This window comes from Sphingobacterium sp. NPDC055431 (assembly GCF_053644255.1).
Genome location: NZ_JBSHLH010000012.1, coordinates 102,412 through 119,558 on the forward strand (window position 1 = coordinate 102,412; position 17,147 = coordinate 119,558).

A 17,147-nucleotide genomic window follows, 5' to 3' on the forward strand; every position below is an offset into this window, starting at 1 on the left:
CTTATTATCATGAAAACGACAACATTAAAAAATACGATATTCATGCTCTCGTCAGTTTGTCTGCTTGCTTCTTGCAACCCATTTGACATTGAGTCCATGATAGATCCAAACAACCCATCGGTTGCTTCGGTCAACAACAATGCAACTCCTCAACAGATCCAATATTTGGTAACGGGCTTAGAATCCAGACACCGCGATTATGTTTCCAACGTAACGAATGGCTGGGCCAGCTTAGGTCGTGAAATCTGGTTATTGAACTCATCGGATACCCGCAACATGACCGAATGGTTAGGCCTTAACGACTACACCCTAAACTCCAATGTCTTCGGCTATGGAACAACCGGTGGTGGTTCTTATGCCTCTCCTTACGGTGCCATCAATCAGGCAAACCTGATTTTGGATGCCTTGGCCAATACCGACAAAATGAATGAAACAGAGAAAGCTTCTGTTTCAGGTTTTGCAAAAACCATTATGGGCTACCAATACATGATCCCTGCCAACTGGCTTTACCAAAATGGTATCCGCGTGGATGTTAAAGATGAATTGAACCCTGGCCCTTTTGTTTCCTATGATGAAGCCTTAACCTACATTAAAGGCCAACTGGATGCAGGTTTCGAAGATCTAAAGAAGGCAGGCACTACTCTTCCTTTTAAATTAAGCACTGGATTTTCGGGCTACAACAACCCTGCGGGCTTGGCCAAGGTCAACCGCGCCATTTCTGCACGTCTAGCGATCTATCGCAAAGATTGGCAAGGAGCATTGGATGCACTATCAGGTTCTTTCATCGCTGAAAACGGAAATCTAGAAGAAGGGCCTAAGCATACTTTCAGTAGCGGTGCTGACCTGAACAATCCTTTGTTCATGGCCTTAAATATCCCTAACCCAGGAAACCTTAGAGTTGTAAATCCTGGACTGATCGCCGATGCTACTCCCGGAGACAGCCGTGTTGCCAAGAAGTTCTTTAAACTAACTACTCCTTTCGTAGTTACGACTTCCACCGTGGCATTGACAGGTGAATACCAAGACAACCGCTATCCAACAAATACTTTGCCGGTAACTTTTATCAAAAACGAAGAATTGATCTTGATCAAAGCTGAAGCTCAAGCCCAATTAGGACAAACTACCAATGCCATTGCCAGTATCGATATTATCCGCGAGGCAGCTAACATTGGCAAATACACCGGCCCTACCGACAAATACAGCCTGCTTAAGGAAATCCTATACCAACGTAGGTATTCCCTTTGGGCTGAACCTGCTGGCCACCGCTGGGTAGACGTAAGACGCTATACTGGACCAGGTCTATTATATGCCAATATGAGTGAAGCAATTGATGCGACTTATGATAAAGGAAAAGTATTTACCCAATTCCCACTACCACAAGCAGAAGTGAACTGGGACCTTTATAAAAATAAATAACATCAAAAAAAGACAAATTATATGAAGTTAAAATATCTATTATTGATGGGAGCTGTATACATGGGCAGCTCCATTCAAGCCCAACAAAAAATAACGGAAGAGACTAGTTTCTCTATGCCTTCCATTGCTGGGCAAGCATTATCTCCAAATGGTGAAAAATTAGCCTACGTACAAGCGAAAACCAATTTGGAAGCCAATAAAGTACAATCGGAATTAATTATCATCGACATAAAATCAGGAAAAAAAGAAACTGTAGCGACTCAGGTCAGCGACCCACAATGGTCTCCTGATGGCAGTAAACTGGCCTTCCGTGGTAATATCAATGGACAATCCGGAATATTCTATATTACAAACAGTGACAACAGTCCAAAATTTGTTGCCCCCGTGTATTCCAGCAACCATTTCCTGGGCCACTCTGCCAAGAAGAATTACGCATGGAGCCCTGATGGAAAGTTCATCGCATACGTGGGGGCAGACGCTGAAAAGGCTCAAGTCAAAATCGACCCTGCATCTCCTAAAGTAATCGAAAGGATCCTTTATAAATCCAGGACTTCTTTCTCCGATAATGTACTAACAAAAATCCACTTGGTGGATGTAGCAACAGGAACCGTAAAGGTATTGACGGATGATAAGTTTGATAGCCATTCTTTAACTTGGGCACCAGATTCTAAAAGAATTGCCTACGTCTCAAACCATACCGATGATCCAGATAATAATTACAACAACGACCTGTTCATAGTCGACATTTCCAATTCCAATGTGAAACAGATTACCAATACCATTGGTACTGAACATAACCCAAATTGGAGCCCAGATGGAAAATACATCCTCTATCCAGCTACGATCCGCCCCTTAAACACCAAAGACAGTTCCCCAGAAGACCTTAAGCTTTACATATATCAGGTTGCTAATGGCGAGGTTACTTGCCTAACCACTGATTTGGATGAAAGACTGAGTGGAGGTGAATGGATGGATGATAGCAAGAACTTTTACTTTGGATTCCCAAGACATGGAAAACGTGTCTTGTACAAAGGAAACATAGACGGTAAAACATTCACACCGATAATCGATAAAGAAGCTAGTGTTGGAGCTGTCAATGTTTCCAACAAGAGAATCTCCTTTACCATGTCAGATTTCAATTCAGCAAATGAAGTATATATATCTGATAATGAAGGTAAAACTATTACACAATTGACTAACGAATCTAGCAATTGGTTAAAAGACAAGGACCTTTCCAAAAAAGAAAGCTTCTGGTTCAAATCCCATGATGGCGTCAATGTCCAAGGATTTATTGCCTATCCAGCTAACATTCCTGCAGGTACAAAGATCCCAGTTATCCAACGTATTCATGGTGGTCCACATGGCGCATTCGGTTATAGCTATACCGATATCGTAGAGGTGTTGACTGGAAAAGGATATGCTGTAGTCTTTATCAATCCAAGAGGTTCCACGGGCTATGGACAGAAATTTTCCGACGGCACTTACCAAGCCTGGGGTGGTGGAGATTATTTAGACCTGATGAAAGGATTAGATTATGCCCTTGAAAAATACCCTTTCTTGGATAAAAACAGAATGGGAGTTACAGGTGGCTCTTACGGTGGATTTATGACCAATTGGGTCGTTACTCAAACAGATCGATTCAAGGCTGCAGTAACCAGTGCTTCTGTCAGCAACCTCATTTCTTTCTACGGAACATCGATCTATCCGGATCTGATAGAAACTGAATTTAATGGCATGCCTTGGGACAATTACAGCCTTTTATGGCACTTCTCCCCAATGGCTCATATCAATAAAGTGAAAACCCCTACCCTAATTGTCCATGGAGAAAACGATATGGATGTTCCTATTACCCAAGCTGAAGAATTCTTCATCGGACTGAAAAAAGTGGGTATCCCTACTCGTTTCGTTCGTTATCCGAATGAAGGCCATGGAATGGCACAGCCAAAAAATAGGCTTCACAACAATAAGGAGTTATTAGCTTGGTTTGACAAATACCTAAAATAATGGCTAGATCAATATTAACGAAATGGACAGTAAGTCTATTTCTCATGCTCGCTATCTTTTGCTCGCAATCTATTGCGCAAGCAATCAACCAAGATTCCATATACTTCCGCGAACACTATGACAAGAAGGAGTATATGGTCAGTATGCGCGACGGCGTCAAGTTATTTACTGTTGTATACAGTCCAAAGGACAAAAAAGAAAAATACCCTTTCTTGATGATGCGTACGCCATATAGCTGCGCACCTTATGGTGAAGATAATTACCCTGGCAGTCGCTTTGGACCTTCCATGGAATTGGTTCGTGAAGGTTATATCTTCGTTCGTCAAGATGTCCGTGGAAGATTTATGTCTGAAGGAACATTTACTTGGATGGCTCCCAATCAATCAGATCCTAAAAAATGGGATGAAAGCATGGATACTTACGATAGCATCGATTGGCTTGTCAAAAACATCAAGAACAATAATGGAAAAGTGGGTACTTACGGTGGCTCCTACCCTGGGTTTTATGTTGTAGCCGGTATGATCGATGCCCACCCTGCATTAAAGGCGGCTATGCCATCAGCACCAATGGCAGACCTATGGCAAGGTGACGACATGGTGCATAATGGAGCTTTTCTAATGCCGCACAACATCAATTTCATCAACAACTTTGGTGTTAAGAGACCAGTACCTCTGAAAAAATACCCTGCTGGAAACATGCAGTATGATACACCCGATGGATATGACTTCTGGCTACGCCAGGGTCCGCTTTCAAATCTGAACAAAAACTTTTTCAAAGGGGAAAACATCCATTGGGAGGAATACCGAAACCACCCAACTTACGATGAGTTTTGGAAATCCAGAAACGTACGCCCGCACTTAAAGAATATCACACCGGCAGTTATGACAGTGGGCGGATGGTTTGATGCGCAGGATATCCGTGGACCATTTTATGTGTACCAAGGTATCAAGAGTCATAGCCAAAACACTTCAAACCGACTGATTTTAGGCCCTTGGTACCACGGCAGCTGGTCATCGCAAAAAGGAGACCGCTCTGCCAATATCTATTGGGACAGCAATACCGGTGAGTATTACCGTCAGGAACTGGAATTGAAATTCTATAATTATCACCTGAAAGGAAAGGGATCAATGGACCTTCCTCAGGTAATGGCTTTCAATACCGGCGCCAACAAATGGCATAATTTCGATCAATGGCCGCCAAAGGATTTACAGACAAAAAACCTATATTTTAATCCTAACGGCGAGCTAGCTGAACATGCTAAAACCGATAGGGATAACTTTGATGAATTTACCCACGACCCGAAAAAGCCAGTGCCTTTTACCCAAGAAATTACGACTAGATTCGGCAATGATTGGATGGTTGAGGACCAGAGGTTTGCTAGCAGAAGACCGGATGTACTGGTTTACGTTTCGGAACCCCTTAAAGAAGACTTGACCATTGCTGGAAGTATAGGCGTACATTTAGTTGCTTCTACCTCGGGAACAGATGCAGATTTTATTGTCAAGGTCATCGACGTTTATCCAAACGATGCACCTGACCCTGCTGACAATCCTCAAAAAATCAAGATGGGTGGAAACCAAATGTTATTGCGTGGTGATCCAATCCGTGCTAAGTTTAGGAATAGTTTAGAGAACCCTGAACCTATGGTTCCTAACCAACCAACCAAACTGAACTTTGATCTGACGGATGCCTTTCACACCTTCAAAAAGGGTCATCGTATCATGGTACAGGTTCAAGGATCATGGTTCCCCATGCTTGATATCAACCCTGGTAAGTTTATGGATCTATACAATGATTCCAAAGAATCTGATTACCAGAAAAATACCCAAAGAATTTACAGGTCTAATACCGAGAAATCATTTATTAGCCTACAGGTTTATCAACCGTAATAAAGATTCTATTTAATTGAACTAAACATTAGAGCAGAAGAAGTAATTTTCCTCTGCTCTTTCTTTTATCCCCTTTAATGCTCTTCGCATATAAAACTGAACTTCCAACCCATCCAAATCTTCCTCCAAGCCATTCGCTTCTAGGCACAGTTTCGTTCCCAAAATATTTTCTTTCAGCCGATAGGTATAATCTATGTTTTTTTCGATATCCCAATGAATTATACAGCTTTCCTTATCGTCCACTATCAATTCCTTAAATATCTCAAATCCCCTTTCCCAAACCTCTATATGATCATAACGGATCAACAATTCTTGAATTAATTCTAGATCTGCATGGATAGCGATTTCTTGATAATACTTCATAAACTAATTCTTTATCCTAAAAATGAAAATGTTCAAGGCCTAAATTAGTCGATCAATAAGCTGCAAATGTCTTGACTTATAGATCAGAACAACAAATCAGCTTAACTACTTAAATCCTTAGTATTCTAATACTTACGTGTTCAAGTTTATAAATTGGCACCACATAACAGGGGCATATCCTTATTTTCGAGAGTTTCTGAACTCAGTTGGAGTCAGTCCGGTTATATTTTTGAAAACGGTATTAAAGGCTGTCTTGGAATTAAAGCCTGAAGCATAACCAATTGAAATCATGTTATAGGGTATCATGGTCTCATCAACCAATAGTTCTTTCGCTTTATCTACCCGAAACCGATTGATATATTGAAAGAAATTCATTCCAAATCCAGAATTAATAATGTATGACAATTGATGTACAGTAATCCCTAAGCGATTTGCCAATTTCAATAAATTGAGTTCACTATCTAAAAACAATTCCTCTTGTATCATCAATTGACTTAACTCCGCTTTGTAATGGATCAAATCTTCATCTGACAATAATTTAATTTTATGCTCAGATTGCTCCCCATCTACCTCATCAGCAATATCCAATGTTTTGTCAACATCTATTCCTTTAGGGTAAATTTCTCCCTGACGCATGGAATAAAATGCAACTAAATAGAGCACGCCCATGAAAAATAAATTGATGATGATATTTAGGTTAGTTTCAGGGAATAATAGGTTATAGATTAAAATCAGGACCGAAGAAATGATGCAGCAGTAAATAATGTACTTTATCCATCTCAGATCAATATTCATGGTATTCGAAGAAAACGACTGTATAACTTTCTGATGCTTTCGCAATTTGAGATAGGCCAAGACTGTACACAACAAGGCTTGAATAAAAAACAACAGCATCAATATCGGTTTGTAAAATCCTTGGGGATTTCCCTTTCCAAGGATAAGGACGGACAGAAAAGCTATTGGTAATAGAAATAAAAAACTATCTTTCGCTTTCCAATTATACTGAGGGTTTGTATAATAATATACACTTATCAGGAAGCTCAAGGGAACAAAAAACTGAACAGTACGAAACAGAATATAGGCAGAATAATTAGTGAATTGATTATCCGGAAAGATCAATTCATCCAACCAGAATGTAGACCATAGTAACACAAAAAAGCCAAACCATAGGTTAGCTTTTCGATTTACCCGGATGGCATTACTAAAATTCAGAAAGGCTAACAGAAACATTCCGCCCACAAGAGCTCCTTTTATGATCAATTCTAGGTTCATCCTTTAATCATTAATTTGATGGTTAATTTATACCCTAAAGAAAAATAAAACAAACCAAACCCCAAAACTTATTGTTATGTTCACAATTTGAGATAATTTTTTTATCCAAAAATCTATTTGTTTAGACATAAATCCACTTAAAGAGGTTACCTTTGTTCTCTATCGAGTCAATCTACTTATGAATTTAAAAACGCAACTATTAACTATTCTAGTCTTTGTTTTGAGTTTTGGAACACAAGAGCTATGTGCTCAAGAAAGCAATTTGAATTCGGATGAATTGTTCCAAGCGGCTCGAAAGGAAGCATTTGACAACAAAAACTATCCCGCTGCAGTAAATCTAGCAAAAACAGCCTTAGCTAAAAGTCCAGATTATACAGACATCTCCGTGTTCCTGGGCAGGTTATATACTTGGATGGATAAAATCGACTCCGCTCGAATCGTATTCAAGGAACTTGAAATTAAAGAAGCGAAGGATCCAGATTTCTATTTCGCTTATGGTTCACTTGAATACTGGGAAGATAATTATCCAGAAGCTCTCCGAATTGTAGACAAGGGATTGACCCATGACCCTAAATCCATGGATCTTCTTTTGTTAAAATCCAAAATCGCAAATGGCACTAAAGATTTTAAAACGGCAAAAGCAACTTTAGATGAAATCTTAGAAATTGACCCAAAAAATGCTGATGCCAGAACCTTGGAAATTGCCATCAAAGAACAGGTAGGAATCAATGAGGTTGGTGTCACCTACAATTGGATGTATTTTGACAAGCAATTTGAAGACAACTGGCATATCGTAGGTTTAAGCTATAAAAGAGGCACAGCAATCGGATCATTTATTTTCAGGGCGAATCTAGCAAACAAATTCGGAAGCAATGGAACTCAATTTGAGCTGGAAGCCTACCCGCGACTTTCCAAAATGTTCTATATGTACCTTGGTACGGGATTCTCTAATAGTACAGGCTTATTCCCAAAATTCAGGACCGCAGCCTCTCTATACGCCAACTTACCAGCTAGTTTTGAAGCTGAGATCGGTTTCAGACAATTGAAATTCACCGATAATGTTTGGATGTATACCGCATCTATTGGTAAATACTATAAAAACTTTTGGTTCAATGCCAGAACTTACCTTACCCCAAGTGAAAACAATATCTCCCAATCCTATGCCGGAACAGTTAGATATTATACCAAGGGTTCTGATGATTTTCTAGGCTTTATCGTTGGAACAGGTATCAGTCCTGACCAAAACAGAGAAAATTTGCTATTTGACAATCTGTACAAATTGAAAACCTTTAAAACAGGTTTAGACTACAACTTCAGTGTAAAATCCAAAAATATTTTCAATATCTCCGGCACTTATTATAATGTGGAGTATAAACCAAAAACCAGGGATAATCAACTTGATTTCACGGTTGGCTATAGAAGAAGGTTCTAAAATTTAATTCTTAAAATAAGATCTAAAAGCACTGTCAGGCAATAGCTTCATTTTTGAAGTAAATTGCCTGTTCATTTTTTTGAAGGTATCAAATCTTTGGTTCAGCTCCTCGGCACCCGATTTATTATCTATCCCATCTTCACTGAGGTCTTTATTTAATTTGTATAAAGTCCCTGAGTTCAAATGCAGGTCCGCAGAAACAAAATCAATCAATTGCGATTTACTTTGCATCATTGGAATCCCGAGCCCTTTCTTGTTAGCTCCGATATCCAATCCCTGTCCTACCCAAGCAACCTGACCTGGAACCTCCAACTGATAATTATTTTTGTAAAATGCCAAAATGCTTGGAGCAAGGTCAAAATGACTGACCACATTCTGAAATTTACGTTTAGTTTTCAATAAAGGAGAGTACACAATCAAAGGAACATGATAGCGATCTATCTTACTTTGCAGAGGTATCTCTGGCATACTATGGTCTCCGGTGATAATAAAGATCGTATTCTTGTAATCACTTCGCTGCTGGTAGGAACGGAAGAAATCCCTTAAAGCCTCGTCCGCATTCAGCACCGAAATCAATTGCTTCCTATTTTCCAAAGCAAAATTCTTTTGTATACTGTTCAGCTTAATCGTCTTCAGCCTTTGATCAAACATGGAAGCAAACTTTGCCTCATTATTGATCAGGAATGGGTTATGGGTCGATAAAGTCAGGGCAATATGGAAATGCGGAGCATTATTCTCCTGATTTGCCAATCTTAATTGTTCTAATACCGCCTGATCTTCATAACCCCAACTTTCCCCATTGCTGCTCGGCAGTTTTTTATACCCCTCCGGAAAGGAGCTGACATCGACTAACTCATCAATAGCGTTTGCCTTCAGGTATTTGCTCATATAGTCAAACTCAGCATCTCCACCGTAGAAAAATGCTGTGGAGAAGCCATTTTTCTTCAAGATATTGATCAGGTTAAAATGTTCCGGATAATCCTTTAATTCTAGGAAGCCCGAATTTCCAAATGGCAGGGAACCTAAAATCGTCGGAAGCACAGAGAAAGTTCTTCCCGATGTGCTTAGATTATTTTCCCATACCAAAGAGCTATCCTTTAAGGAGTTCAAGAATGGCGTAAAATCACCGATATATCCAGTAGGATTACTATAAGCATTGCCCAATCCCTCTACGATAATTAACACAAGATTAGGAACAGAATCACTCTTGTCGAAAAATGGTCCGAGCAGGTCTAGGGTTTGATCTTCTCGCATAAATGGAAAGTCCCCAGAAACTTGAGCATAACTAGCAGATGATGTATTCAAGCCTAATCCTTCTTCAATATCTTCCATGAGCATCTTGGCATTGCTCTCCATGAAAAACCCAAGCTTGCTTTTCTCTGCAGTTTCCAAAAACTCATTTTTTGTGGCGCTTTTCACATCTCCACCCATGGAAAGATATCCAAAAGCTAAAATCGCCAAGCCAAGAAAAACTGCCGACAATTTCCCTGAGCCTTTAAATCGGTTACTCGTTTTATGGAACACAAAATATAATCCAACTAAACCGACTATTAAAATCAAAATATTAACCCAATTCAATACCCCACTGGCAAGCAGTATATTCTTCAGCTCATCCGCAGAATAAAAAAACAGGTCGGTCCCCAATAAATTTCTCGATTCTGCAAAATAAAAGGCCAATACCAGTTGAGAGATCAAAATTAAACTCGCCAAAACATGAAGGGCAACTCTGGAAAACTGACGATTAAAGATTGCCAAGACTGCGTAGATCACGAAAAAGAGCACCAGAATCACAAACCCTATCAATACGTTATTCAGCAACAAGACAAAAAACGAACTCATGCCATTGAATTGCTGGATATTATGACTATAGATAAAGTATTCCAATATGCTAAAAATCGAAATTAGGATCATAAATAAACTTGCGACCGAGCTAAACTCCCGGAACAAGGACTTAATAATACGGACAACCTTTTCCTTGAAAGTTTCATGAACTTGATCCGAGAAGCCTTGTCTTGTCATTTCACCCCAAGTATGCCCTTTCTTGAAATAATCAATCATCCCCCTGATACCTGCCATCGTGACTATGGGATGAAAATAAAAAGGTTCTATTATGGCCGTCAGGATCAACTTGGTCAAATCCTTCCGCTTGGTATAAACTTGGTAACTCACTAAGTCAACCGAAATCGCATATACGGAATAGAGTATACTAGAAAATAAGACTAAGGCAAATAGGACAAAGAAGAAAGTCCAGTTCAAGACGCCCATAAATAAGAATATCCAGAAAATAACATACCCCGAAAACTCAACCAAGGGTCCAAGAAACTCAAAGAAAAACCAATATGGCAAACTGAGCATTCCCATCTTGCCGTACTTCGGATTGAACATCATTTTCCTATGTTTCCACAGGGTCTCCATCGTTCCACGCATCCAACGATTCCTTTGTTTCTTTAACACAGACTTATCCTCGGGAACTTCGGTCCAACATAAAGGGTCTGGAATGGTAATAACCTGATGAGGCAATTTATGCTCTTTCATATACCTACGCATTCTCACCACCAACTCCATATCCTCACCCACCGTCTTTGGATCATATCCACCACAGGCCAGCACAATCTCCTTGTCAAAAGCACCAAATGCACCTGAAATCAAGATTAACCCACTGGCTCTTGACCAGGCCATACGTCCCAATACAAACGCCCGGATATATTCCAATGCCTGACTCCGGCCTAACCAGCTTTTTGGTAAATTAACTTCAACAACCTTACCCTTCTCTATCTTACAGTTATTTGCTAAACGGATGGTCCCACCACATGCAATCAAGCGCTTGTCTGTCTGCTCCATAAAAGGCTTCGCCAATCTCAAAATGGCATCTTGCTCTATGATACAGTCCACATCGATGCAGACAATATAGTCAGCCTTAGAAATATTGATCCCAACATTCAATGCATCGGCCTTCCCCCCATTCACCTTATCCACTACAATCAATTTCTTAAAAGCAGGGTTCTTACTTTTGTAAACCTGCTTTACTTCTTTGGTTGCTATATTCCCAGGAATGATATAAGAAACTTTTTCTAATTGATAGGCCTCGATCAATCTTTCCATTGAATCATCCTTAGAACCATCATTGACGATGATAATCTCCAATTTATGGTAATATATGGAAAGCAGTGAGCGGACATTCTCCACCACCGTCATTCCTTCGTTATAGGCGGGTGCAATCAAACTGAAACTTGGCGCATTCGGATTGGAGGCTATAATGGAATAATCCGTAAAGATATTACCATGCTTATAACGCAGGACAGCACCATAGGAAAATAGAGCAATCCAGGTATAAACACTAAAAATTCCAATGGAATAAAGTAAAAATAACCAAACTATGATTACATAAATAATCTCAGCCATAATTAGGATTTTTTCTGCAGAGCGTGATTCAAAACCATTAAAGTTGGATCCTCAGGAGCCAACTTATTACTTAAGTCTATTAAATATTTAAATTCCCCAAGATTCGCTAAAGCTTCGGCAGCCGAAACCTTAATCCTATTGGAAGGATTGTCTATTAAGTGCGATCTTAAAAATTCTAATTGATCAAAAGCCCTAGTCTGCCCAAATCCCTTTAGGATCTCAAGTTGAAGGTCTTCCTTCATTTTAGGATAATAAATGGCCAATAGACTGGATGTATCCTGAGCATCCAAACTAAAAAGTGTTTTGATGGCATCCTTCAAAATCACATCCTGGTCATCCGCCAAAATCGCCACTACCTGATCATGCAACTCAAAAATTTGAAATTTCCGAACCAACTTTAATGCAAAATGCAAAACCGATGGATTATTGGACTCCAGCCATTTACTGATCTTTTCAGTGGCATTTTTGGGTAAAGATTTAATATTGTTCAAAATCCGCAGCTGTTGCCAATCCGACAGAATTCCTTCTAGCGTGTCTAAAAAGGATAAGCCCTCAAAACCATTGAAATGTACCATGGCATATTGTACCTCATGGACCACATTCTTTTTCCGATGATTCAGTTTGGATTCAATTTCAGGTAAGGCCAAATGCACATCCATGATAGTCAAGGCCTGTATGCCTCGAGCAATTAAATGCCCCTTATAGCTTCTAAGTAAACTATAGGACTCTTTATCTAATTGATAGGAATAAAAGACCCGCTGTAGGACCGTAGCAGCCACTCCTGAAAACTTACGGTCAGCTTCAATGAGTTGCCCCAAGAAAAACCTCCTGAAATTCTCATGCTTCAGTAATTCCGACAGATTAGGGTCGATATACAGATCGGTTTGGTTCCCTTCTACGAGTACTTGCATCAAGTATTCGTTCAACATATTCTTCCAATACTTCCTATTGATTTCCAATTTATAGGCTCGGAAACTGTAGATCAACAATCCAAGCGTAAAAAGGAAAACCAATATCAGAATGGTCAATATTCCTAATGTCAACTCATGAAGGGTAAACATTTTCTCCATAGGCTATCGCAGCAGTCTATTTACTCTAATAATCAGTTCATTGGGACTGAAGGGTTTAACCATAAAATCAGAAGCTCCCAAGTCAAATGCTTCAAGCACAGTATCTTCTTGCCCCATACTGGATAACATGATAATTGGTATCCTCTTTTCTAGACTCTTTAACTCCGAAAGGATTTCGATACCCGATGCAAAAGGCATCATGATATCGCTGATGATAAGATCGATTTCTTCTTTATTCAACAAATCGATGGCCTCCATTCCATTCCTCGTTAAGATCACCTGGTAACCCTCTTTTTTTAGTTTATGTTCGATAGTTTTGAGGATTAATTCATCGTCTTCAGCTAATAACACAACCATTTCTTTACTCCTTTATATCAATTAATAATTTCTGTAATATTTCAATTTCATGTAATACCTTAGGCAAATGTTCCCACACTTCAATCCCCTTCGAAAATTGACTGTCCAATTCAATCAACATAAGATTCAATTCCGTCAAGCCTGCACTTCCTGATGTACCTTTCAATTTATGTAAGACTCGTCCTAATAGATTTTCATCTCGATCCTGGATCAATTGCTTGATATCCAATTCCTGCATCTGCAGTTCTTGAAAGATCAATCCATAAAACTGTTGTTTAAATACCGGATCAGAATCGGTCGCTTCTTCAATAACATCAAAATCTATATGCTTGACCTCATTGATGTTGGATAAACTTTTATCTGAAGCCTTTAGTAGGCAATTGTACAGTACTTCTTTAAAAGTCTCAACTTTAATGGGCTTGGTCAAAAAATCATTCACACCTACCTGTAAGCACCTTTCTCTTTCCCCAACAACATTACCGGCAGTAATTCCAATGATGGGCACATGCTTATAACTTTCAATCTCTCGGATCCTTTTTGTCGCTTCAAGCCCATCCATCACCGGCATCTGAATATCCATTAAGATCAGATCGAAATCCTGGTTTTCACAGGAGTCTACTGCCAATTGGCCATTCTCAACACAGACCGTACTACAATTAGGAAGTAAATTTTCTATAAGTCGATTATTCAAGGCCATGTTCACCGGATTATCATCTGCAAGAAGAACCTGATATGACTTTGTGGATATCTTTTCTTCTGCAGCGAACTCCATTTCCTGCTCCACTGGAAGTGATTTATTAGCCTCAGTATCTTTCCTCAAGATCCTATACAAGTCTTCTGAAATAATAGGCTTGGTTAATATATGTGAGTTGGATTCTTGACGGAAGTGTCCAATATGCTCTTCATCATCTGAAGAGGTATGCAAGATCATGATCGGTAACTCCTCCTCGTTCTGACGATATAATTCCTTGATTTTTGAAAGAGTTTCTAAACCATTTAGGATTGGCATCCTATAATCCATCAAAATTACATCAAATCGCTTCCCAATGGACAAAAGCTGTAGGGCCTCAAAGCCATTTTCAGCAGTTTCGGTTTCCACTCCTTTATAGGCCAACATGTGCTCCAAAATCATTCTATTGCTGCCATTATCATCCACAATCAGGGCAGAATCGACTGCCAAATTATGTTCAGCCTCAATAGGGTTCTCATAAGGAACTTCTATTTCAAAAAAGAATTCCGACCCTACCCCTACTGCACTCCTCAAGGATAGATTGCTGCCCATATAATTTAGGATATTGTTGGAAATCGTCAGACCTAAGCCCGTTCCTCCAAAACGTTTGCTCACAGAACTGTCTTCCTGGATAAAAGCATCAAATATGCGCTGCTGCTTTTCATCTGGAATCCCTATTCCGGTGTCTCGAACCGTAAATCGCAATCCGACCTTCTCCTCATTCCTGAAGGTTTCCTCCACCCGCAATTCAATCTCTCCTTGTTCCGTAAATTTTACCGCATTCCCCAAAAGATTGATCAGAACCTGTTTAATCCTGGATTCATCTACATGAATCATGGTCGGCAAACCCTGCTCAATATTCAATAATAGCTCAATATCCTTGTTTTGGGCTTGATAGAGAATCACGTGGATGACCTGGTTTACTAATTCATATAGGTTGTATTGATCAATGTAGAATTCAAGCTTTCCTGATTCTATTTTTGAAAAATCCAAGATATCATTAATGATCGCAAGGAGGTTTGTCCCAGATTCATTTACATATTTTAAATATTGCTTCTGTAGATCGTTTAGCGGTGTTTTCAGCAATAGATCGGAAAAGCCTATTACACCATTTAATGGTGTCCTGATCTCATGGCTCATATTCGCCAAGAATTCGGATTTAGCTTTACTGGCTAGGTCCGCAAGCTGTTTCGCTTTCCTTAGTTCCTCATTGTTCTCGACTTGTTCCGTTATATTTTGGGAGAATATGATTATCCCACCAATATTATTGTCCGAAATACGCCAAGGCCTCACTTCCCAATTATAATGTTGATTTTCTGCAGCGCCTTCAACTTGAACAACCTCATCTACATTTTTATAGGGTATTCCTTCTAAGGCTCGTTGATAGATCTGCTTGCGACTTTCGGGAACATTTGGAAAAAGTTCAAAAAGATTCCTTTTGCCGTCTGAATTCTTCCCTTGATGGAATTCTTCAATCCATTGTTGACTGAGCGCCAAATAATTGAGATCAGTATCAAACATGGCTACTGCAGCTGGAACGTGCTTGACAAAGGTTTGAAGCATGGCTTCTTTTAACTCAATGTCTAAATACAGCCTCTTGCTCTGGTCAATATCTTGAATAACCCCAAAAACCCTTTCACATCGCCCTTCGATATATTCAGGGTTGCCTTTAATACGGACCCAGATCTGTTCTGAATTCGGCTTTCTTAATTGTATTTCAAAATCATAGGACTGCCCAGTTTCGATGGCCCTGTTAAATCTATGCTCAATGATCGTTCTTTCCTCCGGATCGAAAAATGAAAACACATTCTCCATATTGGGCTGAAAATCCTCAGAAACACCATGGATCAATCGTGTTGAATCAGACCAATAGATTTCATTCTTTTTAACATCAACTTCCCAACCACCTACTTGGGCAACAATATTGGTTTGCTCAAGCATCTGTTTGGTATATTCTAAGTCCTTCTCTAACTTGATCCGATCGGTTAAATTCAAGGCGGAGCTCACGACATATTGCTTGCCGTTCTGGTCTTTTTCGACCATATTGTTGTACAACCAATAGATCCATTCTCCATTCCTTTTTTTCAGGACCATCATGCCAGAATCCTCTCCATTTTTCAGGATCCTATCCAAATAAGGTTGAACAAGCGATTTATTTTCATTCGGTACTAAATCCCTTAAGTTCAAACCTGGGATTTCTTCCAAGGAATATCCAAGAACCTGTCTGCCCTTTTCATTGACCTCCAATATATTCCCATGGATATCGTGCATGCTCGTCAGCCCGATTCCATTTTCAAAGAAATTCCTAAATCTCCTTTCGGAAACTTCCAGTTTTGCACGTTCTGAATTCTCTCTGGTCATGTTCCTGCCAAATGCAAAAATCTCCTTATTCTCTTGACCATGCCTCAGGTGCCAATCAATCGTTACCGACTCGTCTTCCCTAAGCTGTGTTTGCGTTTGCACCATAACCTCCAGATCTGAACTGGATACAGACTTGATTTTCGAGACCACCTTCCTATCCTTAACTTTCAGTACCTCTAAAAAATTAAGACCGTCGAATTCGCGGATAGGTATTTGCATCAGTTCTGCAAAGGCTGGATTTACTTCCTTTACGGTAAAATCCTCATTCAAAACACAGATCATGTTCTGTGTCACGGAAAGGATATCCTTGAAATAACCCGCTTGATTTAATTTCCGCTTGGCCAATAGTACGGCCAAAACGGCTTTTGCTAAGTCTTCCAGTTCTTTTAACTGTTGCTGGCTTAATGTTTTGGGATGATAATCGATTACACATAGTGTACCTAAAGCATGTCCACGTTCGTCCAATAATGGTACCCCAGCGTAAAACCGGATCTGCCCAGCAATGATGAGCGGATTATGCGCCGTCCTGGTATCCAAGAAGGTATCCTCAATCATCAATGGCTCCGAACTCAATATCGTATATTGGCAGACCGTATTCTTACGATCTACCGTTTCTAAGTCCAGACCAATGCAGCTTTGGATTCGCTGCTGATCCTTTTCCATAATAGCAATGATGGAGGAGGGACAGTTCGTAATACGACATGCCAGTTCTGCAAAAACATCCAGTTCCGGCAATTTTCCAACAGCAATCAGTCCAAAAGAATATAGGATATTTAAACGCTCCGATTCATTTTCCGGGACAATAGGCATGCTCATACAATATTGGTAGATTAATAAGTAATGCAAGATAG

At 39.7% G+C, this 17,147-nt stretch carries 10 protein-coding genes; 4 read left to right on the forward strand and 6 right to left on the reverse strand.

What is annotated here, in order from left to right:
- Positions 1-9: 9 nt before the first annotated feature.
- The 3 genes from ACWIB3_RS12115 to ACWIB3_RS12125 are packed head-to-tail and all read left to right on the forward strand — an operon-like array spanning position 10 to position 5,309.
- Positions 10-1,416 carry a RagB/SusD family nutrient uptake outer membrane protein gene (locus tag ACWIB3_RS12115; protein ID WP_454291704.1) on the forward strand — a complete coding sequence of 469 codons (1,407 nt, stop codon included), beginning with the start codon at positions 10-12 and terminating at the stop codon, positions 1,414-1,416.
- A gap of 21 nt (positions 1,417-1,437) precedes the next feature.
- On the forward strand, positions 1,438-3,420 hold the full coding sequence (locus ACWIB3_RS12120) for a S9 family peptidase (protein WP_454291705.1): 1,983 nt from the start codon (positions 1,438-1,440) through the stop codon (positions 3,418-3,420).
- Positions 3,420-5,309, forward strand: a complete 1,890-nt coding sequence (locus ACWIB3_RS12125; protein WP_454291706.1) for a CocE/NonD family hydrolase — start codon at positions 3,420-3,422, stop codon at positions 5,307-5,309. The genes ACWIB3_RS12120 and ACWIB3_RS12125 overlap by 1 nt, the downstream gene beginning before the upstream one ends.
- 21 nt (positions 5,310-5,330) lie before the next feature.
- Here the strand turns inward: ACWIB3_RS12125 and ACWIB3_RS12130 are convergent, their stop codons facing one another.
- Both ACWIB3_RS12130 and ACWIB3_RS12135 read right to left on the reverse strand, forming a co-directional pair.
- Positions 5,331-5,672, reverse strand: coding sequence for a hypothetical protein (locus ACWIB3_RS12130; protein ID WP_454291707.1), 342 nt, complete (start codon positions 5,670-5,672; stop codon positions 5,331-5,333).
- A 180-nt stretch (positions 5,673-5,852) separates the two neighbouring features.
- The gene (locus tag ACWIB3_RS12135; RefSeq protein ID WP_454291708.1) at positions 5,853-6,944 is read right to left on the reverse strand and encodes a helix-turn-helix domain-containing protein; all 1,092 of its coding nucleotides are present in this window, start codon (positions 6,942-6,944) and stop codon (positions 5,853-5,855) included.
- Between the two features lie 178 nt (positions 6,945-7,122).
- On the opposite strand from ACWIB3_RS12135, the gene ACWIB3_RS12140 reads away from it, so the two are divergent.
- Positions 7,123-8,376, forward strand: coding sequence for a YaiO family outer membrane beta-barrel protein (locus ACWIB3_RS12140; RefSeq protein ID WP_454291709.1), 1,254 nt, complete (start codon positions 7,123-7,125; stop codon positions 8,374-8,376).
- Between the two features lie 3 nt (positions 8,377-8,379).
- Here ACWIB3_RS12140 and ACWIB3_RS12145 read toward each other — a convergent pair whose 3' ends face one another.
- Genes ACWIB3_RS12145 through ACWIB3_RS12160 form a run of 4 tightly spaced genes read right to left on the reverse strand, consistent with a single transcriptional unit; the run spans position 8,380 to position 17,112 of the window.
- A complete protein-coding gene (locus ACWIB3_RS12145) occupies positions 8,380-11,778 on the reverse strand; it encodes a sulfatase-like hydrolase/transferase (protein ID WP_454291710.1) in 3,399 nt (1,132 codons plus the stop codon).
- A gap of 2 nt (positions 11,779-11,780) precedes the next feature.
- Positions 11,781-12,848 carry a hypothetical protein gene (locus ACWIB3_RS12150; protein WP_454291711.1) on the reverse strand — a complete coding sequence of 356 codons (1,068 nt, stop codon included), beginning with the start codon at positions 12,846-12,848 and terminating at the stop codon, positions 11,781-11,783.
- 3 nt (positions 12,849-12,851) lie between these two features.
- The gene (locus ACWIB3_RS12155) at positions 12,852-13,205 is read right to left on the reverse strand and encodes a response regulator transcription factor (RefSeq protein WP_185211717.1); all 354 of its coding nucleotides are present in this window, start codon (positions 13,203-13,205) and stop codon (positions 12,852-12,854) included.
- A gap of 4 nt (positions 13,206-13,209) precedes the next feature.
- Complete coding sequence (locus ACWIB3_RS12160) at positions 13,210-17,112, reverse strand: response regulator (protein ID WP_454291712.1); 3,903 nt, start codon at positions 17,110-17,112, stop codon at positions 13,210-13,212.
- Between the last annotated feature and the right edge of the window lie 35 nt (positions 17,113-17,147).

What these genes read in the sequence shown, in the direction of transcription:
- ACWIB3_RS12120 (WP_454291705.1), top strand. Translation starts at nt 1,438, where the DNA reads ATGAAGTTAAAATATCTATTATTGATGGGAGCTGTATACATGGGCAGC.
- ACWIB3_RS12145 (WP_454291710.1), bottom strand. Translation starts at nt 11,778, where the DNA reads ATGGCTGAGATTATTTATGTAATCATAGTTTGGTTATTTTTACTTTAT.
- ACWIB3_RS12155 (WP_185211717.1), bottom strand. Translation starts at nt 13,205, where the DNA reads ATGGTTGTGTTATTAGCTGAAGACGATGAATTAATCCTCAAAACTATC.
- ACWIB3_RS12135 (WP_454291708.1), bottom strand. Translation starts at nt 6,944, where the DNA reads ATGAACCTAGAATTGATCATAAAAGGAGCTCTTGTGGGCGGAATGTTT.
- ACWIB3_RS12140 (WP_454291709.1), top strand. Translation starts at nt 7,123, where the DNA reads ATGAATTTAAAAACGCAACTATTAACTATTCTAGTCTTTGTTTTGAGT.
- ACWIB3_RS12130 (WP_454291707.1), bottom strand. Translation starts at nt 5,672, where the DNA reads ATGAAGTATTATCAAGAAATCGCTATCCATGCAGATCTAGAATTAATT.
- ACWIB3_RS12150 (WP_454291711.1), bottom strand. Translation starts at nt 12,848, where the DNA reads ATGGAGAAAATGTTTACCCTTCATGAGTTGACATTAGGAATATTGACC.
- ACWIB3_RS12160 (WP_454291712.1), bottom strand. Translation starts at nt 17,112, where the DNA reads ATGAGCATGCCTATTGTCCCGGAAAATGAATCGGAGCGTTTAAATATC.
- ACWIB3_RS12115 (WP_454291704.1), top strand. Translation starts at nt 10, where the DNA reads ATGAAAACGACAACATTAAAAAATACGATATTCATGCTCTCGTCAGTT.
- ACWIB3_RS12125 (WP_454291706.1), top strand. Translation starts at nt 3,420, where the DNA reads ATGGCTAGATCAATATTAACGAAATGGACAGTAAGTCTATTTCTCATG.